Annotated in this window: 20 protein-coding genes and 1 pseudogene; 12 read left to right on the plus strand and 9 right to left on the minus strand. The window is 53.3% G+C overall.

Annotation, left to right across the window (positions count from 1 at the left end):
• Positions 1–63: 63 nt before the first annotated feature.
• From ACT9TW_RS20885 to fruB, 4 genes and pseudogenes are all read right to left on the minus strand, one after another.
• A pseudogene (locus ACT9TW_RS20885) lies at positions 64–312 on the minus strand (Na+ dependent nucleoside transporter N-terminal domain-containing protein); the annotation flags it as partial.
• Between the two features lie 107 nt (positions 313–419).
• The gene (fruA, locus tag ACT9TW_RS20890; protein ID WP_446493584.1) at positions 420–2,105 is read right to left on the minus strand and encodes a PTS fructose transporter subunit IIBC; all 1,686 of its coding nucleotides are present in this window, start codon (positions 2,103–2,105) and stop codon (positions 420–422) included.
• A 16-nt stretch (positions 2,106–2,121) separates the two neighbouring features.
• The gene (gene fruK, locus ACT9TW_RS20895) at positions 2,122–3,060 is read right to left on the minus strand and encodes a 1-phosphofructokinase (RefSeq protein WP_014071044.1); all 939 of its coding nucleotides are present in this window, start codon (positions 3,058–3,060) and stop codon (positions 2,122–2,124) included.
• Positions 3,060–4,190, minus strand: a complete 1,131-nt coding sequence (fruB, locus tag ACT9TW_RS20900) for a fused PTS fructose transporter subunit IIA/HPr protein (RefSeq protein WP_446493585.1) — start codon at positions 4,188–4,190, stop codon at positions 3,060–3,062. The genes fruK and fruB overlap by 1 nt, the downstream gene beginning before the upstream one ends.
• Positions 4,191–4,549: 359 nt before the next feature.
• Here fruB and setB point away from each other — a divergent pair, with 359 nt between their 5' ends.
• Positions 4,550–5,731 carry a sugar efflux transporter SetB gene (gene setB / locus ACT9TW_RS20905; protein ID WP_446493586.1) on the plus strand — a complete coding sequence of 394 codons (1,182 nt, stop codon included), beginning with the start codon at positions 4,550–4,552 and terminating at the stop codon, positions 5,729–5,731.
• On the opposite strand, the gene ACT9TW_RS20910 is transcribed toward setB, so the two are convergent.
• Positions 5,728–5,982: a YkgJ family cysteine cluster protein gene (locus ACT9TW_RS20910; protein ID WP_446493587.1), complete on the minus strand. Its 255-nt coding sequence runs from the start codon at positions 5,980–5,982 to the stop codon at positions 5,728–5,730. The two genes, setB and ACT9TW_RS20910, sit on opposite strands and share 4 nt — an antisense overlap.
• Before the next feature lie 164 nt (positions 5,983–6,146).
• On the opposite strand from ACT9TW_RS20910, the gene yeiP reads away from it, so the two are divergent.
• Positions 6,147–6,719, plus strand: coding sequence for an elongation factor P-like protein YeiP (yeiP, locus tag ACT9TW_RS20915; RefSeq protein WP_008500940.1), 573 nt, complete (start codon positions 6,147–6,149; stop codon positions 6,717–6,719).
• A 124-nt stretch (positions 6,720–6,843) separates the two neighbouring features.
• Here the strand turns inward: yeiP and uxuA are convergent, their stop codons facing one another.
• Positions 6,844–8,034, minus strand: a complete 1,191-nt coding sequence (gene uxuA, locus ACT9TW_RS20920; protein ID WP_446493588.1) for a mannonate dehydratase — start codon at positions 8,032–8,034, stop codon at positions 6,844–6,846.
• Between the two features lie 205 nt (positions 8,035–8,239).
• Here uxuA and ACT9TW_RS20925 point away from each other — a divergent pair, with 205 nt between their 5' ends.
• The 9 genes from ACT9TW_RS20925 (at position 8,240) to yejF (ending at position 19,897) form a co-directional block, all read left to right on the plus strand.
• On the plus strand, positions 8,240–9,706 hold the full coding sequence (locus ACT9TW_RS20925) for a mannitol dehydrogenase family protein (protein ID WP_446493589.1): 1,467 nt from the start codon (positions 8,240–8,242) through the stop codon (positions 9,704–9,706).
• A 116-nt stretch (positions 9,707–9,822) separates the two neighbouring features.
• Entirely contained in the window at positions 9,823–10,809 is a 987-nt protein-coding gene (locus ACT9TW_RS20930; RefSeq protein WP_446493590.1) for a CobW family GTP-binding protein, read from the plus strand.
• Between the two features lie 34 nt (positions 10,810–10,843).
• The gene (locus ACT9TW_RS20935) at positions 10,844–11,557 is read left to right on the plus strand and encodes a phosphatase PAP2 family protein (RefSeq protein ID WP_446493591.1); all 714 of its coding nucleotides are present in this window, start codon (positions 10,844–10,846) and stop codon (positions 11,555–11,557) included.
• 416 nt (positions 11,558–11,973) lie between these two features.
• The gene (gene mepS / locus ACT9TW_RS20940) at positions 11,974–12,543 is read left to right on the plus strand and encodes a bifunctional murein DD-endopeptidase/murein LD-carboxypeptidase (RefSeq protein ID WP_014071052.1); all 570 of its coding nucleotides are present in this window, start codon (positions 11,974–11,976) and stop codon (positions 12,541–12,543) included.
• Between the two features lie 181 nt (positions 12,544–12,724).
• Positions 12,725–14,281 (plus strand): cyclic di-GMP phosphodiesterase, encoded by a 1,557-nt coding sequence (locus tag ACT9TW_RS20945; protein ID WP_446493592.1) that lies wholly within the window; start codon positions 12,725–12,727, stop codon positions 14,279–14,281.
• Between the two features lie 90 nt (positions 14,282–14,371).
• Entirely contained in the window at positions 14,372–16,177 is a 1,806-nt protein-coding gene (locus tag ACT9TW_RS20950; protein WP_446493593.1) for an extracellular solute-binding protein, read from the plus strand.
• Between the two features lie 9 nt (positions 16,178–16,186).
• A complete protein-coding gene (locus ACT9TW_RS20955) occupies positions 16,187–17,281 on the plus strand; it encodes a microcin C ABC transporter permease YejB (RefSeq protein ID WP_182061778.1) in 1,095 nt (364 codons plus the stop codon).
• Positions 17,281–18,306: an ABC transporter permease gene (locus ACT9TW_RS20960; RefSeq protein WP_446493594.1), complete on the plus strand. Its 1,026-nt coding sequence runs from the start codon at positions 17,281–17,283 to the stop codon at positions 18,304–18,306. The genes ACT9TW_RS20955 and ACT9TW_RS20960 overlap by 1 nt, the downstream gene beginning before the upstream one ends.
• A 1-nt stretch (position 18,307) precedes the next feature.
• Positions 18,308–19,897: a microcin C ABC transporter ATP-binding protein YejF gene (gene yejF / locus ACT9TW_RS20965; RefSeq protein WP_446493595.1), complete on the plus strand. Its 1,590-nt coding sequence runs from the start codon at positions 18,308–18,310 to the stop codon at positions 19,895–19,897.
• Positions 19,898–19,900: 3 nt separating this feature from the next.
• Here yejF and ACT9TW_RS20970 read toward each other — a convergent pair whose 3' ends face one another.
• From ACT9TW_RS20970 to rsuA, 3 genes are all read right to left on the minus strand, one after another.
• On the minus strand, positions 19,901–20,245 hold the full coding sequence (locus ACT9TW_RS20970) for a YejG family protein (RefSeq protein ID WP_014071058.1): 345 nt from the start codon (positions 20,243–20,245) through the stop codon (positions 19,901–19,903).
• A gap of 334 nt (positions 20,246–20,579) precedes the next feature.
• Positions 20,580–21,776 carry a Bcr/CflA family multidrug efflux MFS transporter gene (locus ACT9TW_RS20975; RefSeq protein WP_446493596.1) on the minus strand — a complete coding sequence of 399 codons (1,197 nt, stop codon included), beginning with the start codon at positions 21,774–21,776 and terminating at the stop codon, positions 20,580–20,582.
• Between the two features lie 15 nt (positions 21,777–21,791).
• Entirely contained in the window at positions 21,792–22,499 is a 708-nt protein-coding gene (rsuA, locus tag ACT9TW_RS20980; protein WP_446493597.1) for a 16S rRNA pseudouridine(516) synthase RsuA, read from the minus strand.
• A 152-nt stretch (positions 22,500–22,651) separates the two neighbouring features.
• Here rsuA and ACT9TW_RS20985 point away from each other — a divergent pair, with 152 nt between their 5' ends.
• On the plus strand, positions 22,652–24,409 hold the full coding sequence (locus ACT9TW_RS20985) for a DEAD/DEAH box helicase (RefSeq protein ID WP_446493598.1): 1,758 nt from the start codon (positions 22,652–22,654) through the stop codon (positions 24,407–24,409).
• The last annotated feature ends 213 nt before the right edge of the window (positions 24,410–24,622 follow it).

Consider the following 24,622-nt stretch of genomic DNA (forward strand, 5'->3'; position numbering starts at 1 on the left):
AGTGGCATCACTCCAGTCCACGCCCATAATCCTGGCCAGTGGAGCCAGCATGTAACCGAAGACCCCCACCAGCGAGCCAAAAATAAAGGCACTTCCCGCGTCGCTATAGGACATCACCTTGTGAACGTCGAACGCGGCCTGCTCCACCAGCCATTTCCCCGGTGGGAAATAGAGCATAACCCCGCCGATAGCGATTTGTAGCACCAGCGCAGCGCCCACGGTTCGCAAGCTGATTCGCTTTTTATTTACTGACAACAGGAAAGCAATTGCCAGTAATACCACCATCCCCACAACACTTCTCATGATGTCCAGAATGAATTCCCTTCATGCCAGGAAACCCGGCGCTATCGGCAGGTTTCCTGGCATAAAGGCATAAAAAAAGGGCAGAGAAATCTCTGCCCTTGTGAAGTGGAGTGGGATCAGGCAACTTTTGCTGCGGATTCCACTTCTGGACGTTTCAGCACGGCATAAGACAGACCTGCTATCAGCGTACCGGCAATAATCGCCATCAGATAACCCAGAACCGGGGTGATCGCGCCGGGGATCAGCAGAACAAACAGACCACCGTGTGGTGCCATCAGTTTCGCGCCAATCGCCATAGAGATTGCACCTGTCACCGCACCGCCGACGATACAGCATGGCAGTACACGCATCGGATCACGCGCTGCAAACGGGATTGCACCTTCAGTAATGAAGCACAGACCCAGCACCAGTGCGGCTTTGCCACCTTCCTGCTGCGCTTTATCGAACTTACGACGCGCAATAATGGTCGCCAGACCCAGTGCCAGAGGAGGCACCATACCCGCAGCCATAATCGCCGCCATCGGAGCGTAGGTCTGAGTACTCAGCAGGCCCACACCAAAGGCGTATGCCGCTTTATTCACCGGCCCACCCATGTCGGTACACATCATACCGCCGAGGATAGCACCCAGCAGAACCGCGTTCGCCGTACCCATCGTTTGCAGCCAGTGGGTCAGACCCGCCAGGATGCCAGCAACCGGTTTACCAATCAGGTAGATCATCGCCAGACCCACCACCAGACTGGAAATCAGCGGGATGATCAGGATCGGTTTCAGCGCTTCCATACTTTGCGGCAGTTTCAGTTTCGAGCTGATAAGCTTCGCAACATAACCGGCCAGGAAGCCCGCAATGATACCGCCAATAAAGCCGGAACCGGTGCTCACCGCCAGCATACCGCCGATAAGACCCGGGGTCAGGCCCGGACGGTCCGCAATGGAGAAGGCAATAAAGCCTGCCAGAACCGGAACCATCAGTGCGAAGGCTGAACCACCGCCGATTTGCATCAGCGCAGCCGCCAGCGTGCCTTGTTCTTTAAACGCCTGAATACCAAACGCAAACGACAGCGCGATACACAGACCGCCAGCCACCACCATCGGCAGCATGTAGGAAACACCAGTCAACAGGTGACGGTAGGCCCCCGCAGACTCTTTCTTACCTTCAGTCGCGCTCTGTGCAGCACCGGTTGCCTGATAAGGTTTGGCTTCCACCAGCGCTTTATCAAACTCCTGAGCGGTCTTTTTCAGCGCCAGGCCGGTAGAGGTACGGTACATTGGCTTACCGGCGAACTTCGCCAGATCCACTTCGATATCGGCCGCGACAATCACCAGATCGGCTTCAGCCACCTCTTCCGGGGTAATCGCATTGCCCGCACCCACGGAGCCGCGGGTTTCAACTTTTACCCACCAGCCGCGTTTTTTGGCTTCAGTTTCAATGGCTTCAGCAGCCATAAAGGTATGTGCAACGCCGGTCGGGCACGCGGTGACTGCGACAACGCGTTTTGGACCAGAGGCGGCAACTGGAGCGGCCGCAACAGGTGCGCTGTAAACAGACGCGTGACCTTTCGCTTCACTCAGGAACAGTTCCGGGTGTGCCACTGCGCGATTAATATCGCCCAGCCACACTTTTTTACCGTTCAGCGCGCTATCCGCCGGGATTTTATCGCCAAGAACAACTACCAGTTCGGCATCGCCCGGGTTATCGATAAACTCCAGATGTGCTTTGCTTGCCGCCGCTCCCAGCAAGGTCTTCGCCATATAAGTGCGAGCCTGTCCAAGACCGGAGTCAATAATCAGCAGCGTTTTCATTATTCCTCTCCTGCTGTTAGTTAAAAGGTTTTAAGTCAACGCGCGCCATCATCGCGGCTAACTGGGTACGATCGGTAATACCGACATTGCTCTGACTCACGGCCAGGGCAGCAACGGCGGTGGCAAGACGTAAAGTATGTTCGCTGGATTCGCGCATCAGCAGGCCATAGATCAGACCGCCGACCATTGAATCCCCTGCACCAACGGTACTCACAACTTCAACCGATGGTGGTTTGGCGATCCATTCGCCAGAAGCGTTAACCCACAACGCCCCTTCTGCACCCAGAGAAATCACCACGTGAGCGATACCTTGTTCGCGCAGTGCATGTGCAGCTTCAATCACATCTTTTAATTCTGGCAGCTTACGGCCAGCCCAGATCTCCAGTTCGCGGCGATTTGGTTTTACCAGCCACGGCGCAGCTTTAAGACCCGCAACCAACGCATCACGGCTGCTGTCGAAAATAATGCACGGGCACTGGCTGCGAAGGCGCGTCATCCAGTCGGTGAACGCTTCCGGGCTCACGCCGGACGGCAGGCTGCCGCTGACGCACACCATGTCGAACTGACCGAGCCAGGTCAGGGAATCATTAACAAAACGCTCCCAGTCTGCCGGGGTCACTTCAAAGCCGGAGAAGTTCAGGTCGGTTACTTCACCGTCTTTCTCCGTCAGCTTGACGTTGATACGGGTACGGCCCTGCACAACCTGGAAACGGTTAGCAATTCCCAGCTCGCTGAACAGCTGCTGGAAACCATCCTGGTTATCTTTGCCGAGGAATCCGCCCACGGTGACATCGATACCGAGATCCTTTAGCACTTTCGCGACGTTAATCCCTTTGCCTGCTGCATGAAGGCCAGTGGTACGCACGAGGTTTACTTCGCCACGCTCAATCTCCGGGCAAAACCCCACCAGGTCGTAAGCCGGGTTCAGCGTAATAGTCGCAACACGTCTGCTCATTATGCGCCCTCCCCAAGACCTGCCGCGATGGCATCGCCAATCGCTTTCAGCGCCTGTTCTGCATCAGCACCCTGTGCAGTGAAACGCAGGCGGTGGCCTTTTTTCACACCCAGAGCAACCACTTTCATCAGGCTACGGCCATTCGCTGGCTTACCTGTGCCATCAAGGTTCGCTACGGTGATTTCACTGTCGAATTGTTTGATGGTATTCACCAGCATAGTACCTGGACGCGCGTGCAGGCCGTGTTCGTTACGCACAACGAATTCAGCATTCAGCACATCGTCAGTCAGCGCATCATCGCTGGTCAGCAGCGCCAGTACGGTCGCCGCATCTGCGTTCAGCAGTTTTTCAGCTTTATTGTTCAGCAGCAGATCGCCCAGACGCTTCAGCACGGAAACCGGCTGGTCATCAGTCATTGCTACGGTCACCAGCATCGCGGCACGGTCACCGTCAACCTCAAAGGCGTTTGCCGCACGGCTCACTGCGACAGCGCTGCGCAGGTTGCCTTCCGCACTGTCGTTCAGCCAGATACCCTGGCCCAGATTCAGCGGTTTATCGTTGATGACGTGCGCGACAAATGCCGCATCAGCAGCACCTGCCTCTTTCAGACGGCCAGCGTTCAGTGCCTGCAAGGTCACCAGATCGGTGGCAGCCACATCCAGCGTCAGCGTTTCATTATCCAGTTTCAGCGCTTCGCTCTGTTTTTCACCCATCAGCAATGCACGCAGCTCTTCAGCGGTGGTTGCTGATTGCAGCTGTTCTGCAACTGAGTCATCGCTCAGCACATGCGTCAGCTGACGCAGCAAACCTAAGTGCTCGTCGCTGCTGGCGGCGATGCCGATAGCCACGTAAGCCACCTGCCCGTCACCCCACAGTACGCCCTGAGGGAACTGATAAACCTGAACACCGGTTTTCAGCACCTGGTCGCGGGTGTCAGTTGTCCCGTGCGGAATAGCGATACCATTACCGAGGAAGGTAGAGGTTTGCTGCTCGCGCGCCAGCATCCCGTTAACGTAGCCGTCAGCAACGTTGCCTGCCTGTACGAGTGCAGCGGCAACCTGGCGAATGGCCTCTTCTTTATTCCCGGCCTGAGCGCCCGGGTGAATATCCTGAACAGATAACTGGAACATGGTTCTCCTCTCCTGCTGAACTTGAATCGTTTCAGCTCAAATGAGAAAAAATGCGCTAACCTGCTCCTTCAGTTAAAACAAGATAGCGCTGAAACGTTTCAAGAAGTCTTGCTCTTTCTACAAGGTGTTGCAAGGAAAGTTACATTTCTCGTTTCAGAATTTAGAGATGCAGCACATTTCTTCTTCGTTCAGCTGAAACTTGCTGACGTTCAGCAATCTAGTTTCAGCTAAGGTCAGCCTGGACCTGTAAGTTGAAATGCCATTTTGATTTTTTGTGGTGAAATTGACCGCACCATCTGTTTATTTTCTGACAAGCGGCGTACACTCCGCGTCTCTCATGCAATCACTGATATAGAAACATGCATAACACCCCCGCTGCCGCCTCACCAAAGCCTTTTGATTTGACGTCAACGGCGTTTTTGATTGTTGCCTTCCTCACCGGAATCGCCGGTGCGTTACAAACACCAACGCTAAGTTTGTTTCTGACCAACGAAGTCCATGCCCGCCCGGCGATGGTCGGCTTCTTTTTTAGCGGAAGCGCCATCATCGGCATTCTGGTCAGCCAGTTTCTGGCCGGGCGTTCGGATCGAAAAGGCGACCGCAAAAGCCTTATCGTCTTCTGCTGTTTGTTAGGCGTCTTTGCCTGTGTGCTGTTTGCCTGGAACCGTAACTACTTCATTTTGTTGTTCGTAGGCGTGTTCCTGAGCAGCTTTGGCTCCACCGCCAACCCGCAAATGTTTGCCCTCGCCCGCGAGCACGCCGACCGCACCGGACGTGAAGCCGTCATGTTCAGCTCAATTCTTCGTGCGCAGGTGTCCCTTGCCTGGGTGATTGGCCCGCCGCTGGCCTATGCGCTGGCGATGGGTTTTGGCTTTACGGTGATGTACCTGAGTGCGGCGGTTGCCTTTGTGGTGTGTGGCGCGATGGTGTGGTTTTTCCTGCCGTCGATGCGTAAAGAGCCCAAAACGGCTACCGGCGCACTGGAAGCTCCCCGCCGTAACCGCCGCGACGCACTGTTGCTCTTTATTATCTGCACCTTAATGTGGGGCACTAACAGCCTCTATATCATCAATATGCCGCTGTTTATTATTGATGAACTGCATCTGTCGGAAAAACTGGCCGGGATAATGATGGGTACGGCCGCAGGTCTGGAAATTCCCACCATGCTGATTGCAGGTTATTACGCAAAGCGCTTCGGAAAACGTTTTTTGATGCGCATAGCAGCAGTGGCAGGATTGCTGTTCTATATTGGAATGCTGACCGCTCACACACCGGCGTTGCTGCTTGCTTTACAGCTGCTGAACGCCATTTATATCGGGATCCTCGCCGGGATTGGGATGCTCTACTTCCAGGATCTCATGCCAGGTCAGGCGGGCTCAGCAACAACCCTTTATACCAATACCACCCGCGTGGGCTGGATTATTGCCGGTTCAATGGCCGGGGTCGTTGCCGAAATCTGGAACTATCATACGGTGTTCTGGATTGCGCTGGTAATGTGCACGCTGACGATTGGCTGCCTGACGCGCATTAAGGATGTTTAGGGCGCAGTGAGGGATTCCAGCTCCAGAAGATAAGTCATGGCCTGCGCACGGGTGTTACCGCACATCTCAGCCGACGGCATCAGCCCGGAACACACTTTTGGGCGCAGGGGTGAACCAAAAATCATACATCGGTTGTTTTCAGAAAGCTGAACACAGCGCGTATTAGCAGGCTTGCCATCCGGCATCCCAGGAATGGAGCTTGAAATGGACGGTGCGGTGCAACATGCGCCACAGTCTGGACGGCAATCCATAAATGTTCTCTTTCAGCGACGGATACCCGCACAATCGGGCGTGGCGCGCACAGTAACACCTTTTGCGTATTGATAGCAAAAGCCACGAAATCCACTTGCCTGAAAGGCCGCGCGCGAGTAATTTGGCGCGATATTTTTTACCTCCCGTAAACAGGATTACTGCAATGCCAAGAGCGAACGAAATTAAGAAAGGTATGGTACTGAATTACAACGGCAAACTGCTGATTGTGAAAGATATCGATATTCAGGCCCCTAGCGCCCGTGGAGCAGCAACGCTGTACAAAATGCGTTTCGCCGATGTTCGTACCGGCCTGAAGGTAGAAGAACGCTTTAAAGGTGACGATATCGTGGATACCGTGACCCTGACCCGTCGTTATGTGGATTTCTCTTACATCGATGGCAACGAATACGTATTCATGGATAAAGAAGACTACACCCCGTACATCTTCACCAAAGATCAGATTGAAGAAGAGTTGCTTTTCATTCCTGAAGGCGGGATGCCGGACATGCAGGTTCTGACCTGGGATGGCGTGCTGCTGGCGCTTGAGCTGCCGCAGACAGTAGACCTGGAAATCGTTGAAACGGCACCTGGCATCAAAGGCGCTTCCGCCAGCGCACGTAACAAACCAGCCACCCTGACCACCGGCCTGGTGGTACAGGTTCCTGAATACCTGTCCGCTGGCGAGAAGATCCGTATCCATATCGAAGAAAAACGTTATATGGGTCGTGCTGACTGATTGTGGCATTTGCCGGGTGGCGTCTCCGCCTTACCCGGCCTACGAAAGCGCGAATAAAAAAACCGGCCCGATGGCCGGTTTTTTTGTAGGCCCGGTAAGCGCAGCGCGCTCCGGGCAACAGAACCTACAGCAGTTCCGGGTACTTCGTCATCTTCAGTGCAAGCTCAACGCCGCGTACTTCCGCCATCCCTTTCAGTCGGCCAATGGCTGAATAGCCTGGGTTGGTTTTCTTACGCAGATCGTCCAGCATCTGATGACCATGGTCAGGGCGGAACGGAATAGGACGTAAATCACCTGCGTGTTTACGGCGCTGCTCTTCCGCCAGAATAGCGTCAACCACTGCCACCATGTTCACATCACCACCCAGGTGTGCGGCTTCGTGGAAGGTTTTCGGGTTATCTTCACGGCAGGTTGCGCGCAGGTGGGTGAAGTGAATACGATCGCCGAAAGTTTCAATCATTCGCACCAGGTCGTTATCCGCACGCACGCCATATGAACCGGTGCACATGGTAAAGCCGTTGTAGATGCTGTTTACCGTCTCTTTCAGCCACTGCATATCTTCAATGGTGGATACAATGCGCGGCAGGCCGAGGATTGGACGCGGAGGATCGTCAGGATGCACGGCCATGCGCACACCTGCCTCTTCGGCTACCGGCACAATCGCGCGCAGGAAATGCGCCATGTTTTCACGCAACTGGTTCTTATCTATATTGCCGTACTCCGCCAGGCGCGCGCGGAACTGATCCAGCGTGTAGCCTTCCTCGGCACCCGGCAGGCCAGCAATAATATTGCGGGTCAGTTTTTCGATATCAGCGTCGCTCGCGGCGTTAAACCATGCCAGCGCCTGCTGCTGCTCTTCTGCGGTGTAATCCGCCGCCGCACCTTCGCGCTTCAGAATATGTAATTCAAATGCCGCGAACGCAATCTGATCAAAGCGCAACGCTTTTGAACCGTCGGGCAAGGTGTATTCCAGGTCGGTACGCGTCCAGTCCAGAATCGGCATAAAGTTATAGCAAACGGTGTCAATACCGCAGACAGCCAGGTTGCGAATGCTTTGCTGATAGTTAGCAATCCAGGTTTCACATTCGCCTGAATGCGTTTTGATATCTTCATGAACCGGAATACTCTCAACAACAGACCAGGTTAAGCCCTTTTCAGCCAGCAGTGCCTGACGCTTTTTGATTTCGTCTACCGGCCAGACCTGGCCGTTAGGGATATGATGCAGCGCGGTAACTACACCCGTTGCGCCAGCCTGACGCACATCATCAAGAGAAACCGGATCGTTCGGCCCGTACCAACGCCAGGTTTGTTCCATTGCCTCACCCTCTCAAGTTGTTATACCAATATATGTTAATGCAATGACGACTACCATACATGTTTAATAAGAAGGGTCAATACACCGCGACACATTGATTGATCAAACTCACATAACAGGGATATTTACGGCTCACCAATTTAATTTGTTGTCATATAACTTTACACTGTCATTGTTAATTAATGGTTAATCAGGTGTGTACTTAATGAAGACTATTGCCTCCGCCTCGCTTCCTGCCCACGTCCAGCAGCCACGCTACGATCGCCAGCAGTTACGCTCACGTATCGTTCACTTTGGGTTTGGTGCTTTTCACCGCGCGCATCAGGCACTATTGACCAATCGCGTACTGAATGCGAAAGGAGGCGACTGGGGGATTTGTGAAATAAGCCTCTTCAGCGGTGATGTGCTGATGAGCCAGCTGCGCGCACAAGACCACCTGTTTACCGTGATGGAAAAAGGGGCCGACGGAAATCAGCCGATCGTTGTCGGTGCCGTCCATGAATGCCTGAATGCAAAGCTGGATTCACTGGCTGCCATCATTGAGAAATTCTGTGAGCCGCAGGTAGCCATTGTTTCACTCACCATCACTGAAAAAGGCTACTGCATTGACCCAGCCACCGGGAAACTGGATCTGAACAATGCCCGCATTATTCACGATCTGGAAACACCTTGCGAACCGCATTCCGCACCCGGGATCCTGGTGGAGGCCCTGCACAGGCGTCGCGAGCGCGGCTTGCCGCCATTTACTGTACTCTCCTGCGATAACATCCCGGACAACGGCCATGTCGTGAAAAATGCGGTACTGGGGATGGCCCAAAAGCGCTCAGCCGAACTCGCAGAGTGGATCAGCGTGCATGTCAGTTTCCCGGGCACGATGGTAGACAGAATTGTCCCTGCCGCTACGGAAGCTTCGCTTACGGAAATTACACTAGCACTGGGCGTTGAAGATCCCTGTGCCATCAGCTGCGAACCTTTTATTCAGTGGGTCGTCGAAGACAACTTTGTCGCCGGACGCCCTGAGTGGGAATTGGCTGGCGTGCAGATGGTGCAGGACGTTTTACCCTGGGAACAGATGAAACTGCGGATGCTGAACGGCAGCCACTCTTTCCTGGCCTATCTGGGTTATCTTGCCGGATACGCGCATATCAGTGACTGTATGCAGGACGCCAGCTTCCGCACAGCCGCACGCAGACTGATGCTGGATGAGCAAGCTCCTACGCTGCGTATCACCGACGTTGACCTCACGGCGTATGCCGATAGTCTGATTGACCGTTTTGCCAACCCGGCATTACAGCACCGCACCTGGCAAATCGCCATGGACGGTAGCCAGAAACTGCCTCAGCGAATGCTGGAGGGCATTCGTGTTCATCTGGAGAGTGGCAGCGCGTGGCCGCTGCTGGCGTTAGGCGTTGCTGGCTGGATCCGTTATGTCAGCGGTATGGATGACAGTGGCAACTCCATTGATGTGCGCGATCCGCTCAGCGATAAGATCCGCGCGATTGTCGATGCCAGCAATAATGATGAGCGCGTAAATGCTCTGTTGACGCTGAATGAAATCTTCGGCCAGGACCTGCCGCAATCGCCGCTGTTTGTTGACGCGGTGAACCAGGCCTATCAGCGTATTGCACAGCATGGCGCGCGCCAGGCTGTTATCGAAACGTTAAATATTTAGCGATAATTGCGCTTAACGCGAATGGAAATGTTCTCCGTTCGCCTTTCCCCCTTCTCATTGCGCTCTTTTTTCGTCAGGATAATGTGCATAGCATCACACTGATTTCTGGAGCGCACGTGACCAAAACCAACCTTATCACCGGCTTTCTCGGCAGCGGTAAAACCACCTCAATTCTGCATTTGCTGGCCAATAAAGATCCGGCAGAAAAATGGGCCGTTCTGGTGAACGAATTTGGCGAGGTCGGTATTGATGGCGCATTGCTGGCGGACAGCGGCGCGTTGATCAAAGAGATCCCCGGCGGATGCATGTGTTGTGTAAATGGTTTACCCATGCAGGTTGGACTAAACACCCTGCTGCGCCAGGGCAAGCCAGACCGTCTGCTGATTGAACCGACCGGGCTCGGCCATCCAAAACAAATTCTCGATTTGCTGACCGCGCCCGTGTACGAGCCGTGGATCGATCTGCGGGCGACGCTGTGCCTGCTTGATCCACGTCAGTTGTTGGATGAACGCGCCGTTAACAATGAAAACTTCCGCGATCAGCTTGCCTGCGCCGATATTGTCATCGCCAACAAAGAAGATCGTGCAACCGCCGAAAGCCATGCGGCGTTTGATGCCTGGTGGCAACATTTTGGTGGTGAACGTCAGCGTGTTTACAGCACACAGGGCAAGATTGACAATGCCCTGCTCGACCTTCCCCGGCTGAATCAGGCTGAACTGCCTGCCAGCGCAGCGCATAGCCACAGCCAAAGCGCCAAACAGGGTCTGGCAGCACTGAGCCTGCCTGAACATCAGCGCTGGCGTCGTAACCTGAACAGCGGCCAGGGGCACCAGGCCTGCGGCTGGATTTTCGATGCCGATACGGTTTTCGACACCATTGGGATCCTGGAGTGGGCGAGACTTGCCCCGGTGGATCGCGTGAAAGGGATCATGCGTACGCAGGATGGCCTGGTTCGCATCAACCGTCAGGGAGAGGATTTCTTCATTGAAACCCAAAATGTCGCGCCGCCTGATAGCCGAATAGAGTTAATTAGTGCGGTTAACACCGACTGGAACGCCTTGCAGTCCAGCCTGTTGAAGCTTCGTTTAAGTTCGGGCGGCTAACGTTGCCCCTGATTTAACTGTATGCTGAATAGTGATGACGACTCGATTTCCCCTGATTTTATTGCTTAATGTTGCCGGCCTGGCGCTCTTTTTCTCCTGGTATCTTCCAGCGAATCACGGTTTCTGGTTCCCGCTGGATTCCGCGATTTTCCACTTCTTTAACGAAGAATTAGTGAAGAGCCCGGCTTTTCTGTGGCTGGTAGCCCTCACCAACAATCGCGCTTTCGATGGCTGTTCGCTGCTGGCGATGGGTGGCCTGATGCTCTCTTTCTGGCTGAAAGAAGATAAATCAGGACGCCGCCGTATTCTGATTATTGGTCTGGTGATGTTACTGCTGGCAGTAGCGATTAATCAGCTGGCATCCAATATTATTCCCGTGAAACGCTCAAGCCCTACGCTCTTTTTCGACAATATCCATCGCGTCAGCGAGCTGTTGTCTGTTCCGACAAAAGATGCCTCTAAAGACAGTTTCCCGGGCGATCATGGAATGATGTTGCTTATTTTTGCTGCAATCATGCTTCGTTATTTCGGTCAAAAAGCGTTCACAGTAGCCCTGATTATTTTTGTGGTTTTTGCCTTCCCACGGGTAATGATTGGCGCTCACTGGTTCACTGATATTGCCGTTGGCTCCCTTTCCGTTGCGCTTATAGCGCTGCCGTGGTGCCTGATGACACCTTTGAGCGACTGGATAATAGAGCTATTTGATCGCCATCTGCCCTGTCGAATGCAACAAGTTCAAAACAAATAATTAACTTAAATTCAGGTTATCCATCAGGGATCATTTTCGATCCCTGATGGATTTTCACCCAAATCCTGCCGATCCTGTCATAATCTCGTAATACTATTCGTGATATAAATGAATGCGTTGCACAGTTTTTAACCTAAATTGGCGTCATTTTGAGCAATTCCGTTTATTCACTTTGTGTATCACAATTTCTTATAAAAAAACGGATATTTTTGCTCGCAATGCCCCTGCCAATCGGTTAATCTCGAACTCGTTTTGCCCCATAGAGACAATTATTTTCAGGGTGAATAATTTTGTGCGTTGTGCCACAAATCTGACCAGAAAGAATTGTCTCATTGTGAACAGATAATTAGTCTCGTCACGGTTGGCATTTTTATAACGATATTTATCGTTAAGGACTTCAAGGGAAAATAAACAAAATGGTCAAATCTCAACCGATTTTGAGATATATCTTACGGGGGATCCCGGCGATTGCAGTTGCGGTACTGCTTTCAGCATGTAGTACATCTAACACCGCGAAGAATATGCATCCTGAGACGCGTGTTGTGGGAATGGAAGATTCCTCTTCACTGCAAGCCTCTCAGGATGAATTTGAGAATATGGTTCGTAACCTGGACGTGAAGTCCCGAATTATGGATCAGTATGCTAGCTGGAAAGGCGTGCGTTATCGTCTGGGCGGCAGCACCAAAACAGGTATCGATTGTTCCGGTTTCGTACAGCGTACTTTCCGCGAACAGTTTGGGTTAGATCTTCCGCGTTCAACATATGAACAGCAGGAGATGGGCAAGTCGATTTCTCGTACCAAACTGCGTACAGGTGATTTAGTCCTGTTCCGTGCAGGCTCTACGGGTCGACATGTTGGCATCTACATTGGTAACGACCAGTTTGTACATGCCTCCACCAGCAGTGGTGTGACTATCTCCAGTATGAATGAACCTTACTGGAAGAAGCGCTACAACGAAGCGCGACGTGTTCTGACCCGCAGTTAATCTGTCATGTTGCCGGTTATCCCTTGGCTGGTAACACGATAAAAAAAAGCACTGCTTCGGCAGTGCTTTTTTTTGCCTGTCACTCGAAATTCACTTAACGCTGTACCAGACTATAGTCTTGTAAATACGTAAGTTTGGCCGTCCTGATGGCACTCACGGCAATCCAGGAACAACGACGTCTATGTTCACCCGCTACCTGTCCAGTAACCGCAAGATCCTTACCGTCAGCATTCTCGCCGGTCTCTTCATTGCCCTGCTCCTGGGGACAATGCAGTTTTTCTGGAGCTACCATAAGCGGGAAGTCAAATTTGATACCCTAATTACGGATTTGAGCGTTTACATGGCGAGCTATTTCGACGAGCTAAAAACCTCAATTGATACGCTCCAACCGCTCACCCTGAATAACTGCCACGACGTTAGCGCCGAGTTAACCTCCCGCGCCGCCTTTAGCATCAACGTTCGCGCTTTTTTGCTGGTGAGGGATAAAAACGCGTTCTGCTCTTCCGCGACCGGGCCGATGGACGTCCCACTGGAAGAGCTAATACCTGAGATGCACGTCAACAAGCCACTCGATATGGTGCTGTTGCCTGGCACGCCCATGCTGCCCAATAAGCCCGCCATTGCTATCTGGTATCGAAATCCACTGGTGAAAGACGGCGGTGTCTTTACGTCAGTCAATATCAACCTGACCCCTTACCTGCTCTACACTGCACGCCAGGACGAGTTTGCGGGCATTGCGGTGATTATTGGCGACCAGGCGTTATCGACGATGTCTGGCTCTCTGCTCAAGGCGCGCGATCTCCGTGAACCCCCAACCCGCACCGCCACACTGAAAGATTTTCCCCTCACCATTAACCTGTATGCCGAACAGTGGACGACGGATGAACTGCTGTTTGCGCTCTTTTTTGGGCTGGTGTGCGGGATTGCGGCCGGGTCGCTCAGTTACTATATCCTGACGATCCGCCTGAACCCGGGTAAAGAAATTTTAACCGCCATTAAGCGTGGCCAGTTTTATGTGGTCTACCAGCCGGTAGTGGATGCTAAAGAGCTCAAAATGCGCGGCGTTGAAGTGCTGATGCGCTGGAAACACCCGACGATGGGAGAGATCCCACCGGATGCCTTTATCAATTTTGCTGAAGCACAGAAACTGATTGTCCCGCTCACGCTCCATCTTTTTGATCTCATCATCCGGGATGCCCCGGTTTTACAAACGATGCTACCGCCGGGGGCAAAACTGGGGATTAACATCGCACCAGGGCATCTGCACGCTGACAGCTTTAAAGAAGATATGCGCACCTTCAACGCCGCCCTGCCGCCGGATCATTTCCAGACGGTACTGGAAATAACCGAACGCGACATGATTCAGCAGCGTGAAGCCAACCAGCTTTTCGAGTGGTTACACAACGAAGGGTTTGAAATTGCAATTGACGATTTTGGCACCGGCCACAGTGCGCTGATTTATCTTGAACGTTTCACGATGGACTATCTCAAGATTGATCGTGGTTTTGTGAACGCAATTGGTACTGAAACCGTCACCTCTCCGGTGCTTGATGCCGTTTTGACGCTTGCAAGACGCCTGAATATGTCCACCGTGGCAGAAGGGGTAGAAACCCCCGAACAGGCCGCCTGGCTGCGCGAGCACGGGGTGAATTTCCTGCAAGGATACTGGATAAGTCGCCCGATGCCGCTGGAGCAATTCAGAAAATGGCAGCCAGATATGCACCCTGACCGTGAATAATTTCACAACGGTGGCGGCGTCACTTATTATTCAGCTTAACTAAGTGCGCCGACGCGCATGAGTCAGAATAAAAGAGGGAACCGCCGCAAGATGTTAATGCGCTCCGTGTTGCTGCTGCTGGCATTCGTCAGTTTTTCCGGTCAGTCGGAAACCATCAAAGAAAACTACGCATTTGCCGTGCTTGGTGAGCCTAAGTACGCCATTAACTTTAATCATTTCGACTACGCCAATTCTGCGGCCCCCAAAGGCGGGAAAGTGACGCTTTCAGCAACCGGTACGTTTGATAACTTTAACCGCTTCGCGTTACGTGGCGTGGCGGCGGCGCGTACTGAATCACTTTACGACACGCTCTTTGTCACCTCTGACGACGAGCCTGGCAGCTATTATCCGCTGGTGGCAGACAACGTCCGCTACGCCGATAACTTCTCCTGGGCAGAAATATCGATTAACCCTCAGTCTCGTTTTCATGACGGCTCGCATGTTCAGGCAAGCGATGTGGCTTTTACGTTTCATAAATTTATGACCGAAGGTGTTCCGCAGTTCCGCCTGGTGTATAAAGGCGCAACGGTTAAGGTCATCGCCCCGCTGACTGTGCGCATCGAACTGAGTGAACCAAATAAAGAGAACATGCTCAGCCTGTTCTCACTGCCCGTCATGCCTGAGTCATTCTGGAAAAACCATAAACTTAGCGACCCCTTATCCACACCGCCGCTGGCGGGCGGACCTTATCGCATTACGGACTGGAGCATGGGGCAATATGTGGTCTATTCCCGCGTAAAAGACTACTGGGCTGCCAATCTGCCCGTAAATCGTGGCCGCTGGAACTTCAATACCCTGCGCTACGATTATTACCTCGACGACAACGTGGCGTTTGAAGCTTTTAAAGCCGGTGCCTTCGATTTACGCGTGGAGAACAGCGCCAAAAACTGGGCCACTCGCTATATCGGCAAAAATTTCACCAACGGGTATATCGTCAAAGACGAACACAAAAATGAGTCTGCGCAAGATACGCGCTGGCTGGCGTTCAATATCCAGCGCCCTGTCTTTACCGATCGCCGGGTTCGCGAGGCCATTACCCTGGCATTTGATTTTGAATGGATGAACAAAGCACTGTTTTACGGTGCCTACAGTCGTGCTAACAGCTATTTCCAGAATACCGAATATGCCGCGCGCAATTACCCGGACGCCGATGAACTCACCCTGCTGGCTCCACTGAAAGCGGAGATCCCGCCAGAGGTGTTTACCACCGTGTTTCAGCCACCGACATCCGACGGTAAGGGCTTTGATCGCGAAAACCTGCTGAAAGCCAGCAAACTGCTGGATGACGCGGGTTGGGTTCTGAAAAATCAAAAACGGATCAATACGCAGACAGGTAAACCGCTGAGCTTTGAGCTTTTGCTCTCTTCGGGCGGAAATGACCAGTGGGTGCTGCCGTTTAAACAGAATCTTGCCAGACTTGGCATCACCATGAACATTCGTCAGGTCGATAACGCGCAGATAACCAACCGGATGCGCAACCGCGATTACGATATGATGCAGCGTTTGTGGTCCGCCCAACCGTGGCCAAGCTCTGATCTGCAAATCTCGTGGGCCTCCAGCTACATCAATTCGTCCTATAACGCCCCTGGCGTTAAAAGTCCGGTTATCGATGCGCTGATCGCCAAAATCGTGGCGGCACAGGGAGATAAGAACAAGCTTTTACCTTTAGGGCGTGCCCTTGACAGGGTGTTAACCTGGAATTATTACATGCTGCCGATGTGGTATATGGGGGAAGACCGCGTGGCCCAATGGAACAAATTCTCGCAGCCCGCCGTACGCCCCATTTACTCACTGGGATTCGATAACTGGTGGTACGACGTTAATAAAGCCGCCAAACTGCCCGCAGAGCGGCGTTAAGGAACCAAAATGGGTGCTTATCTGATACGCCGCTTATTGCTGGTTATCCCTACGCTGTGGGCGATTATCACCATTAACTTTTTTATCGTGCAAATCGCCCCAGGCGGCCCAGTTGATCAGGCTATTGCCGCCATTGAGTTTGGCAATAACAGCGGAATGCCCGGCGGCGGCGGTGAAAACCTGAGCGCCAGCCACGCCAGAACCGGGACAGGTAATATCAGCGAAAGCCACTACCGGGGCGGACGCGGGCTTGATCCCGAAGTGATAGCCGAAATAACCCACCGCTACGGTTTTGATAAACCCATTCATGAGCGTTATTTCAAAATGCTCTGGGACTATGTACGTTTTGACTTTGGCGACAGCCTGTTTCGCAGCGCCTCAGTACTGACGTTGATCAAACAAAGCATGCCTGTCTCCGTGACGCTCGGTCTGTGGGGAACGCTGATTATCTATCTGGTGTCTATTCCGCTTGGGATCCGCAAGGCGGTTTACAACGGCAGTCGGTTCGATATCTGGAGCAGCACATTTATTATCATTGGTTACGCCATCCCGGCGTTCCTGTTCGCGGTTTTGCTGATTGTCTTTTTTGCCGGTGGCAGTTACTTCGACGTCTTCCCGCTGCGCGGGTTAGTGTCAGCCGATTTTAGCACTCTGCCATGGTATAAAAAGATCGCTGATTATTTCTGGCACATCACGCTGCCCGTCCTCGCTACGGTGATTGGCGGGTTTGCGGCGCTGACAATGCTTACTAAAAACGCCTTTATGGATGAGATCCGCAAACAGTATGTAGTAACCGCGCGCGCAAAGGGCCTGGCTGAGAAGCAGATTATGTGGAAGCACGTGTTCCGCAACGCCATGCTGCTGGTAATTGCCGGATTTCCTGCCACGTTCATCAGTATGTTTTTTACCGGTTCGCTGCTGATAGAAGTCATGTTCTCGTTAAACGGCCTGGGTCTGCTGGGTTATGAGGCCACCGTCTCGCGCGACTACCCTGTGATGTTTGGCACACTCTACATTTTCACTCTGATTGGCCTGCTGCTGAATATCATCAGTGATATCAGCTATACGCTGGTTGATCCACGAATCGATTTTGAGGGTCGCTGATGCCGCGTTTAAGCCCCGTCAACCAGGCCCGCTGGGGCCGTTTTCACCACAATCGCCGCGGCTACTGGTCACTGTGGATTTTTGCCGTGATCTTTATCTTCAGCATGTGTTCTGAACTGATTGCTAACGATAAACCGCTGCTGGTGCATTTTAATGACCGATGGTATGTCCCCGTGCTGGCAAACTACAGCGAAAGCGATTTTGGCGGCCCCTTTGCCACGCCGGCGGAGTATCAGGATCCATGGCTTCGCGAACAGATAGACCAACACGGCTGGGCGCTCTGGGCCCCTGTCCGCTTTGGTGCGAACAGCATTAACTATGCGACATCCACCCCCTTCCCGTCGCCCCCTTCCACGCAAAACTGGCTGGGAACCGATGCAAACGGTGGTGATGTTCTGGCACGCATTCTCTACGGTACGCGTATCTCCCTGCTTTTCGGGCTGATGCTGACGCTTTTCTCAAGCGTGATGGGCGTTGTGGCCGGTGCGGTTCAGGGCTATTACGGCGGAAAAATCGATCTCTGGGGACAGCGAGTGATTGAGGTCTGGTCCGGGATGCCAACACTGTTTTTAATTATCCTGCTCTCAAGCGTGGTGCAGCCAAACTTCTGGTGGTTACTGGCCATTACGGTGCTCTTTGGCTGGATGGCGCTGGTGGGCGTGGTTCGCGCCGAATTTTTACGCACCCGTAATTTTGATTATATCCGCGCCGCGCAAGCGCTGGGGGTAAGTGACCGGGGGATCATCTTCCGCCATATGCTCCCCAATGCCGTGGTAGCTACCCTCACCTTCCTGCCCTTTATTTTGTGCAGCTCCATTACCACCCTGACGTCGCTCGATTTTCTCGGGTTCGGGTTGCCGCTTGGGTCACCTTCGCTCGGTGAATTGTTGCTGCAAGGCAAGAATAACTTGCAGGCGCCCTGGCTTGGCATAACAGCCTTCCTTTCTGTGGCGGTATTGCTCTCGCTGCTGATTTTTATTGGCGAAGCAGTGCGTGATGCCTTTGACCCGAACAAGGCGGTATAAGATGACGCAGCCCCTTCTCAGTATCGATAATCTGTCGATTGCGTTTTCGAATCAGGGTGAAACACGCACCGTGGTCAGCAATTTGTCGCTGCGCATCCAGGCGGGCGAAACGCTGGCGCTTGTGGGTGAATCGGGCTCAGGTAAGAGTGTTTCCGCCCTTTCCGTACTGCGTTTGCTGCCCTCGCCGCCGGTGAGTTATCCCCAAGGCGATATCCTGTTTCAGGGTAAGTCGCTGTTACATGCCGACGAACACACGCTGCGTGGCATTCGCGGGAATAAGATTGCCATGATCTTTCAGGAACCGATGGTGTCCCTTAATCCGCTGCATACGCTGGAAAAACAGCTGTACGAAGTCTTGTCGCTGCACCGGGGAATGCGTAAAGAGGCGGCACGGGGCGAGATCCTGGATTGTCTTGAACGCACGGGTATTCGCCATGCAGCTAAACGGCTGAGCGATTTCCCACATCAGCTTTCAGGGGGAGAGCGCCAGCGCGTGATGATTGCGATGGCATTGCTGACACGCCCGGAACTACTGATTGCCGACGAACCCACCACCGCACTGGACGTAACGGTACAGGCGCAAATCCTTCAGCTTCTGCGGGAGCTGAAAGATGAGTTGAATATGAGCCTGCTGTTCATCACGCATAATCTTAGCATCGTGAAAAAACTGTCAGACAGCGTTGCGGTGATGCAAAACGGGCGCTGTGTTGAGAAAAACACCGCGCACATGCTCCTGAACGCCCCTCAGCACCCTTACACGCAACGTCTACTTGATAGCGAGCCTTCCGGCGACCCGGTCCCGCTTCCTGCGAACACCGTGCCCTTGCTAAGCGTTACCGATCTGGCCGTTTCGTTCCCGATACGCAAAGGCCTATTGAGGCGCATTGTCGATGAAAATCCGGTGCTGAAAAACATCAGCTTTTCCCTGCGGCCAGGAGAAACGCTGGGGCTGGTCGGTGAATCTGGCTCGGGCAAAAGTACCACCGGCCTGGCGCTACTGCGCTTAATCGCCTCTCAGGGAACAATCCAGTTTGACGGAATGCCCTTACACAGCTGGAACCGCCGCCAGATGCTGCCCGTTCGCCCGCGAATGCAGGTGGTGTTTCAGGATCCCAACTCCTCGCTCAACCCTCGACTGAGCGTTTTGCAAATTATCGAAGAGGGACTTCGCGTTCACCGCCCGGCCCTCACGCCGCAGCAGCGCGAAGAAGAGGTGATAAGGGTAATGGAAGAAGTGGGTCTGGAGCCCCAGGCCCGGCATCGCTACCCGGCGGAGTTCTCTGGCGGGCAGCGTCAGCGTATCGCCATTGCCCGCGCCCTGATCCTCAAGCCTGAATTGATCATTCTGGATGAACCTACGTCGTCGCTCGACAGAACCGTACAAGCGCAGATCTTAGCGCTTCTGAAGGGGTTACAGGAGAAACACCGGCTGGCCTATATCTTTATCAGCCACGATTTACAGGTCGTCCGTGCGCTATGCCATCAGGTGATTGTGTTGCGACAGGGGGAAGTGGTGGAGCAAGGGGAGTGCCAGCGCGTGTTCACTGCGCCGACGCAGAGCTATACGCGCCAGCTGTTAGCCTTAAGCTAGCACTTAAAAAGGATATTGCCCGGAAAATGGCTCTGCAATCGCCACACCGAAGTTTTTCAGACGGCAGGTGGCGGCGAATTCGTCCTGGCTTTTAACAAACAGACACGGCTCACCTTCACACTCCAGCACTGAACTGTCTACTTCGATATCCGTCAGCGCCTGGCTCAGGCGCTCCATTACCGGCCATGCGCTTTCATCGCTTGGGCTCAGCAGTTTGAGCGCGACCAGACAATTCTCGCACCCGGCAACGTTTTGCGGAATCGGTTCAACTTTCGAACCTGCAAAACCCGCCGACCAGCGATAGCTCTGGGGCAAGCGATGGACTATGGAGAGTTGTAATGTATTCACGTTCGTTCCCCGGAAGCAAAATTTACTTCACAATTTATTTACATTTATAGTAACACATCGTCGCTAACCTGCCCTGTTTTTGATAAGAAAACGCTTACAGCCGCAGTTTACGGGCATTAGCATCCTATTTATCCGGGCTTTTTTAAGGGAGTTACAGGTTCGCGTCGGCGCTATATGTACCCGTTTCTGCGATCTAACTCAACCTTTTTAAATACAATGATGTGACTTTTTACATAAATAGATTTTACATAAAAGAAACAAACACGGGGTAAACGAACGGTGCTTTGGTTGATATGCATCAACAAAAAGGCCCGTAACGGGCCTTTTAAGTGCTTCAGTGCACCGTTTTTCGCGGGCGACTGGCGTAGAGGTAGAACAGAATAGAGCTGGTCGCACAGAAAGCGATAGCCCACAGCATCGGCCAGGCAGTGTTAAACGTTGCCATCGACAGCAGCGCCCCCACAATAGCGCCAATACCAAAGCGGAACGTCCCCGCAAGCGATGAGGCCGTCCCTGCCATATGAGGGAACTCATCAAGAATAACGGCCATCGCGTTTGAGGAGATCATCGACACGCAGCCCACAAACGCCGCAACGCCCAGCACCAGCGCCCAGAAACCAATCCCCAGGAACGCACTCACCACCAGCCAGATAGCCATCACAAACTGGATCCAAAGCCCGGCACGGAACATGTTCAGCGCCCCAACCCGCCGTACAAAACGGCTATTGATAATGGTCAGGATAAACAGGAACACGATGTTCAGCGCAAAGTAATAGCCAAAATGCTGCGGCGAAACGTGGTTAAGCTCGATGTAAACAAACGGCCCGGCACTCAGGAAAGAGAACATCCCGGCGAAGCTGAAACCGCTTGCCAGCATATAGCTCAGCACACGCTTATGGCGGAACAGCGAAGCAAAGTTACCCAGTGTGGTACGGATGTGGAATTTCTGTCGACGCTCAACGGGTAGCGTCTCATCGATGAAGAAGAAAATCATCGCCGATGCCAGCAGCGCCGCAAGCGCCAGGATCCAGAAAATCGCGTGCCAGCTAAACCACACCAGCACCGCCCCACCCGCCATCGGCGCAATCAGCGGGGCAATGGTGGTGACCAGCATGACAAACGACATCATGCGGGAGAACTCTTCTTTCGGATAAACATCGCGCATCAGGGCGTTAATCACCACGCTGGCTGCCGCCGCTGCAAGCCCGTGGAAAAAGCGCATGACAATCAGATGATCGATAGTTTGCGCCAGAGCACAGGCGACTGCTGCGCCCGCAAACACCAGTGTGCCACCCAGAATGACCGGCTTACGGCCAAGACTGTCGGCCATTGGTCCATATAACAGCTGCCCAATTGCAAAGCCGAGAATATAGGTACTGAGTGTCATCTGCGCGCTGCCGGCCGGTACGCCAAACTGCGCGGAAATCACCGGTAGCGCAGGCAGATACATATCGATGGACAATGGCATCAGCATGGCCAGCAGGCCAAGGATGAAAACAATTTTGAAAGACGAGTGTGGCCTGGTGGTCACAGAGTTCTCCTGAAATTAGCGCGAAGGCAAGCCTACGCTGGCGATTTCTTCTTCCGTCAATGGGCGGTATTCACCTGGCTCAAGTTCCGGGTCGAGCTCAATCGCACCAATACGCTCACGGTGTAAGCCCACAACATGATTTCCTACAGCTGCAAACATGCGCTTCACCTGATGATAACGCCCTTCGCTGATAGTCAGACGCACCTCGGTCGGGGCGATCACTTCCAGCACCGCCGGTTTCGTCAGGTCTTTCTCATTATGCAGCTGAACGCCTTTTGCGAATTGTTCTGCTGTGTCATCGGACACCGGCGATTCCAGCGTCACAAGGTAGGTTTTTTCGCAGAGATGGCGCGGGGACGTAATGCGGTGTGACCATTGGCCGTCATCAGTCATCAGCACCAGCCCGGTGGTGTCGATATCAAGACGCCCGGCCGCATGTAGCTTGTGCGCCACAGGCTCGTCGATGAAATAGAGGACCGTCGGATGATCGGGATCATCCGTGGAACAAACATAACCTTCCGGTTTGTTCAGCATGAAATAGCGTGGGCCATTTTGCTGAGTCAGCGGGTTACCGTCGTACTCCACCTGATGGTCAGGCTGAAGTTTGAAGGACGTGTCTTTTACAATGTCGCCATCCACGGTAACGCGGCTGGCGCGAATTTCACGCCCGGCAATAGCGCGGCTAACGCTGAGTTGCTGAGCGATAAACTTATCAAGTCGCATGAAGTCTTTTTAGCCTTAATGGTGCTGGAAGTCGGACGACGCGTCCGAAAAAAGAAGCAGTCAAGAGTCGTTCAGTATAATGGTCTGGTTGCGCCACTCAAGGGAAAAAGTTTCGTGGCATACTATGGAAGAGTTAACTAATCAGAGAACCCATGACTTTTACACTTCGCCCCTATCAGCAGGAAGCCGTCGACGCCACCCTCTCCTGGTTTCGAAAACATAAAGAGCCGGCTGCGATTGTGCTCCCGACGGGGGCTGGAAAAAGCCTGGTGATCGCCGAACTGGCGCGCCTGGCGCGTGGGCGCGTGCTGGTGCTGGCGCACGTAAAAGAGCTGGTGGCGCAAAACCACGCCAAATATTGTGCGCTTGGCCTGGAGGCTGATATTTTCGCCGCCGGGCTTAAACGTAAAGAGAGCCGCGGCAAAGTGGTGTTTGGCAGCGTGCAGTCGGTTGCGCGTAATCTGGAACATTTTCCTGGCGAATTCTCGCTGCTGATTGTCGATGAGTGTCACCGCATCAGCGATGATGACGATAGTCAGTATCAGCAAATCCTTTCGCACCTGAAAGAGGTAAATCCTCACCTGCGCCTGCTCGGCCTGACCGCCACGCCGTTTCGCCTGGGGAAAGGCTGGATTTATCACTTTCATTATCATGGGATGGTTCGCGGGGATGAGAAAGCGCTGTTCCGCGACTGCATCTATGAACTCCCGCTGCGCTATATGATTAAACATGGTTATCTGACGCCACCCGAACGCCTGGATATGCCCGTGGTGCAGTACGATTTCAGCCGCTTACAGGTGCAAAACAACGGCTTATTTAGTGAAGCCGATCTCAACCATGAGCTGAAAAAACAACAGCGTATTACCCCGCATATCATCAGCCAGATTGAAGAATTCGCCCAGACGCGCAAAGGGGTGATGATCTTTGCCGCCACCGTTGAGCACGCCAGGGAAATAACCGGCTTACTTCCGCCAGGGGACGTTGCGCTCATTACCGGCGAAACCCCGGGCCCTGAACGTGACGCGCTGATTAACGCTTTCAAGGAACAGCAGTTCCGCTATCTGGTCAACGTCTCGGTGTTAACCACCGGATTTGATGCGCCGCACGTCGATCTGATTGCCATTTTACGCCCCACAGAATCTGTCAGCCTGTATCAGCAGATCGTCGGGCGCGGCCTGCGTCTGGCACCGGGTAAAACCGATTGCCTGATTCTGGACTACGCCGGAAACCCGCACGATCTCTATTCCCCGGAAGTGGGTACACCGAAAGGGAAAAGTGACAATGTGCCGGTTCAGGTCTTTTGTCCGGCCTGTGGTTTCGCCAATACCTTCTGGGGTAAAACCACTGCCGACGGCACGCTGATTGAACATTTCGGGCGCCGCTGCCAGGGCTGGTTTGAAGATGACGAAGGGCATCGTGAGCAGTGCGATTTTCGTTTCCGCTTTAAAAACTGCCCACAGTGTAATGCCGAAAACGACATTGCCGCCCGACGCTGCCGGGAATGTGACACGATACTGGTCGACCCGGACGATATGCTGAAGGCTGCGCTTAAGCTCAAAGATGCGCTGGTGCTGCGCTGTTCCGGTATGGCGTTACAGCCGGGTGCAGATGAAAAAGGTGAGTGGCTGAAAATTACCTATTACGACGAGGACGGGGCCGACGTCAGCGAGCGATTCAGGGTGCACACACCAGCCCAGAGAACGGCCTTTGAACAACTTTTTATCCGCCCGCATACTCGTACGCCAGGAATGCCTCTGCGCTGGATAACGGTGGCCGATATCGTGCATCAACAGGTGCTGTTGCGCCATCCAGATTTTGTCGTCGCCCGCAAGAAAGGCCAGTTCTGGCAGGTGCGTGAAAAGGTCTTTGACTATGAAGGACGCTTTCGCCGGGCGAATGAAATGCGCTAGTGTGGGATCTCGTTGTAGTTCATGGCATTGGCGACAAAGCAACTGGAGGATATCGCACTGGAGTTTTCGACATTTATCGTTGATGGGCGACCGGACTTAATCATGATGGTTATTAACCCAGCAGACGACGAAAGCCAGCGGCGGCTCCGCCAGGTGACAACCTCAGCGGTATAGTTCTTTATTTAATCCTGAAAAATGAGATACGCCACGCTT

Source organism: Enterobacter sp. C4G1 (genome assembly GCF_052886895.1).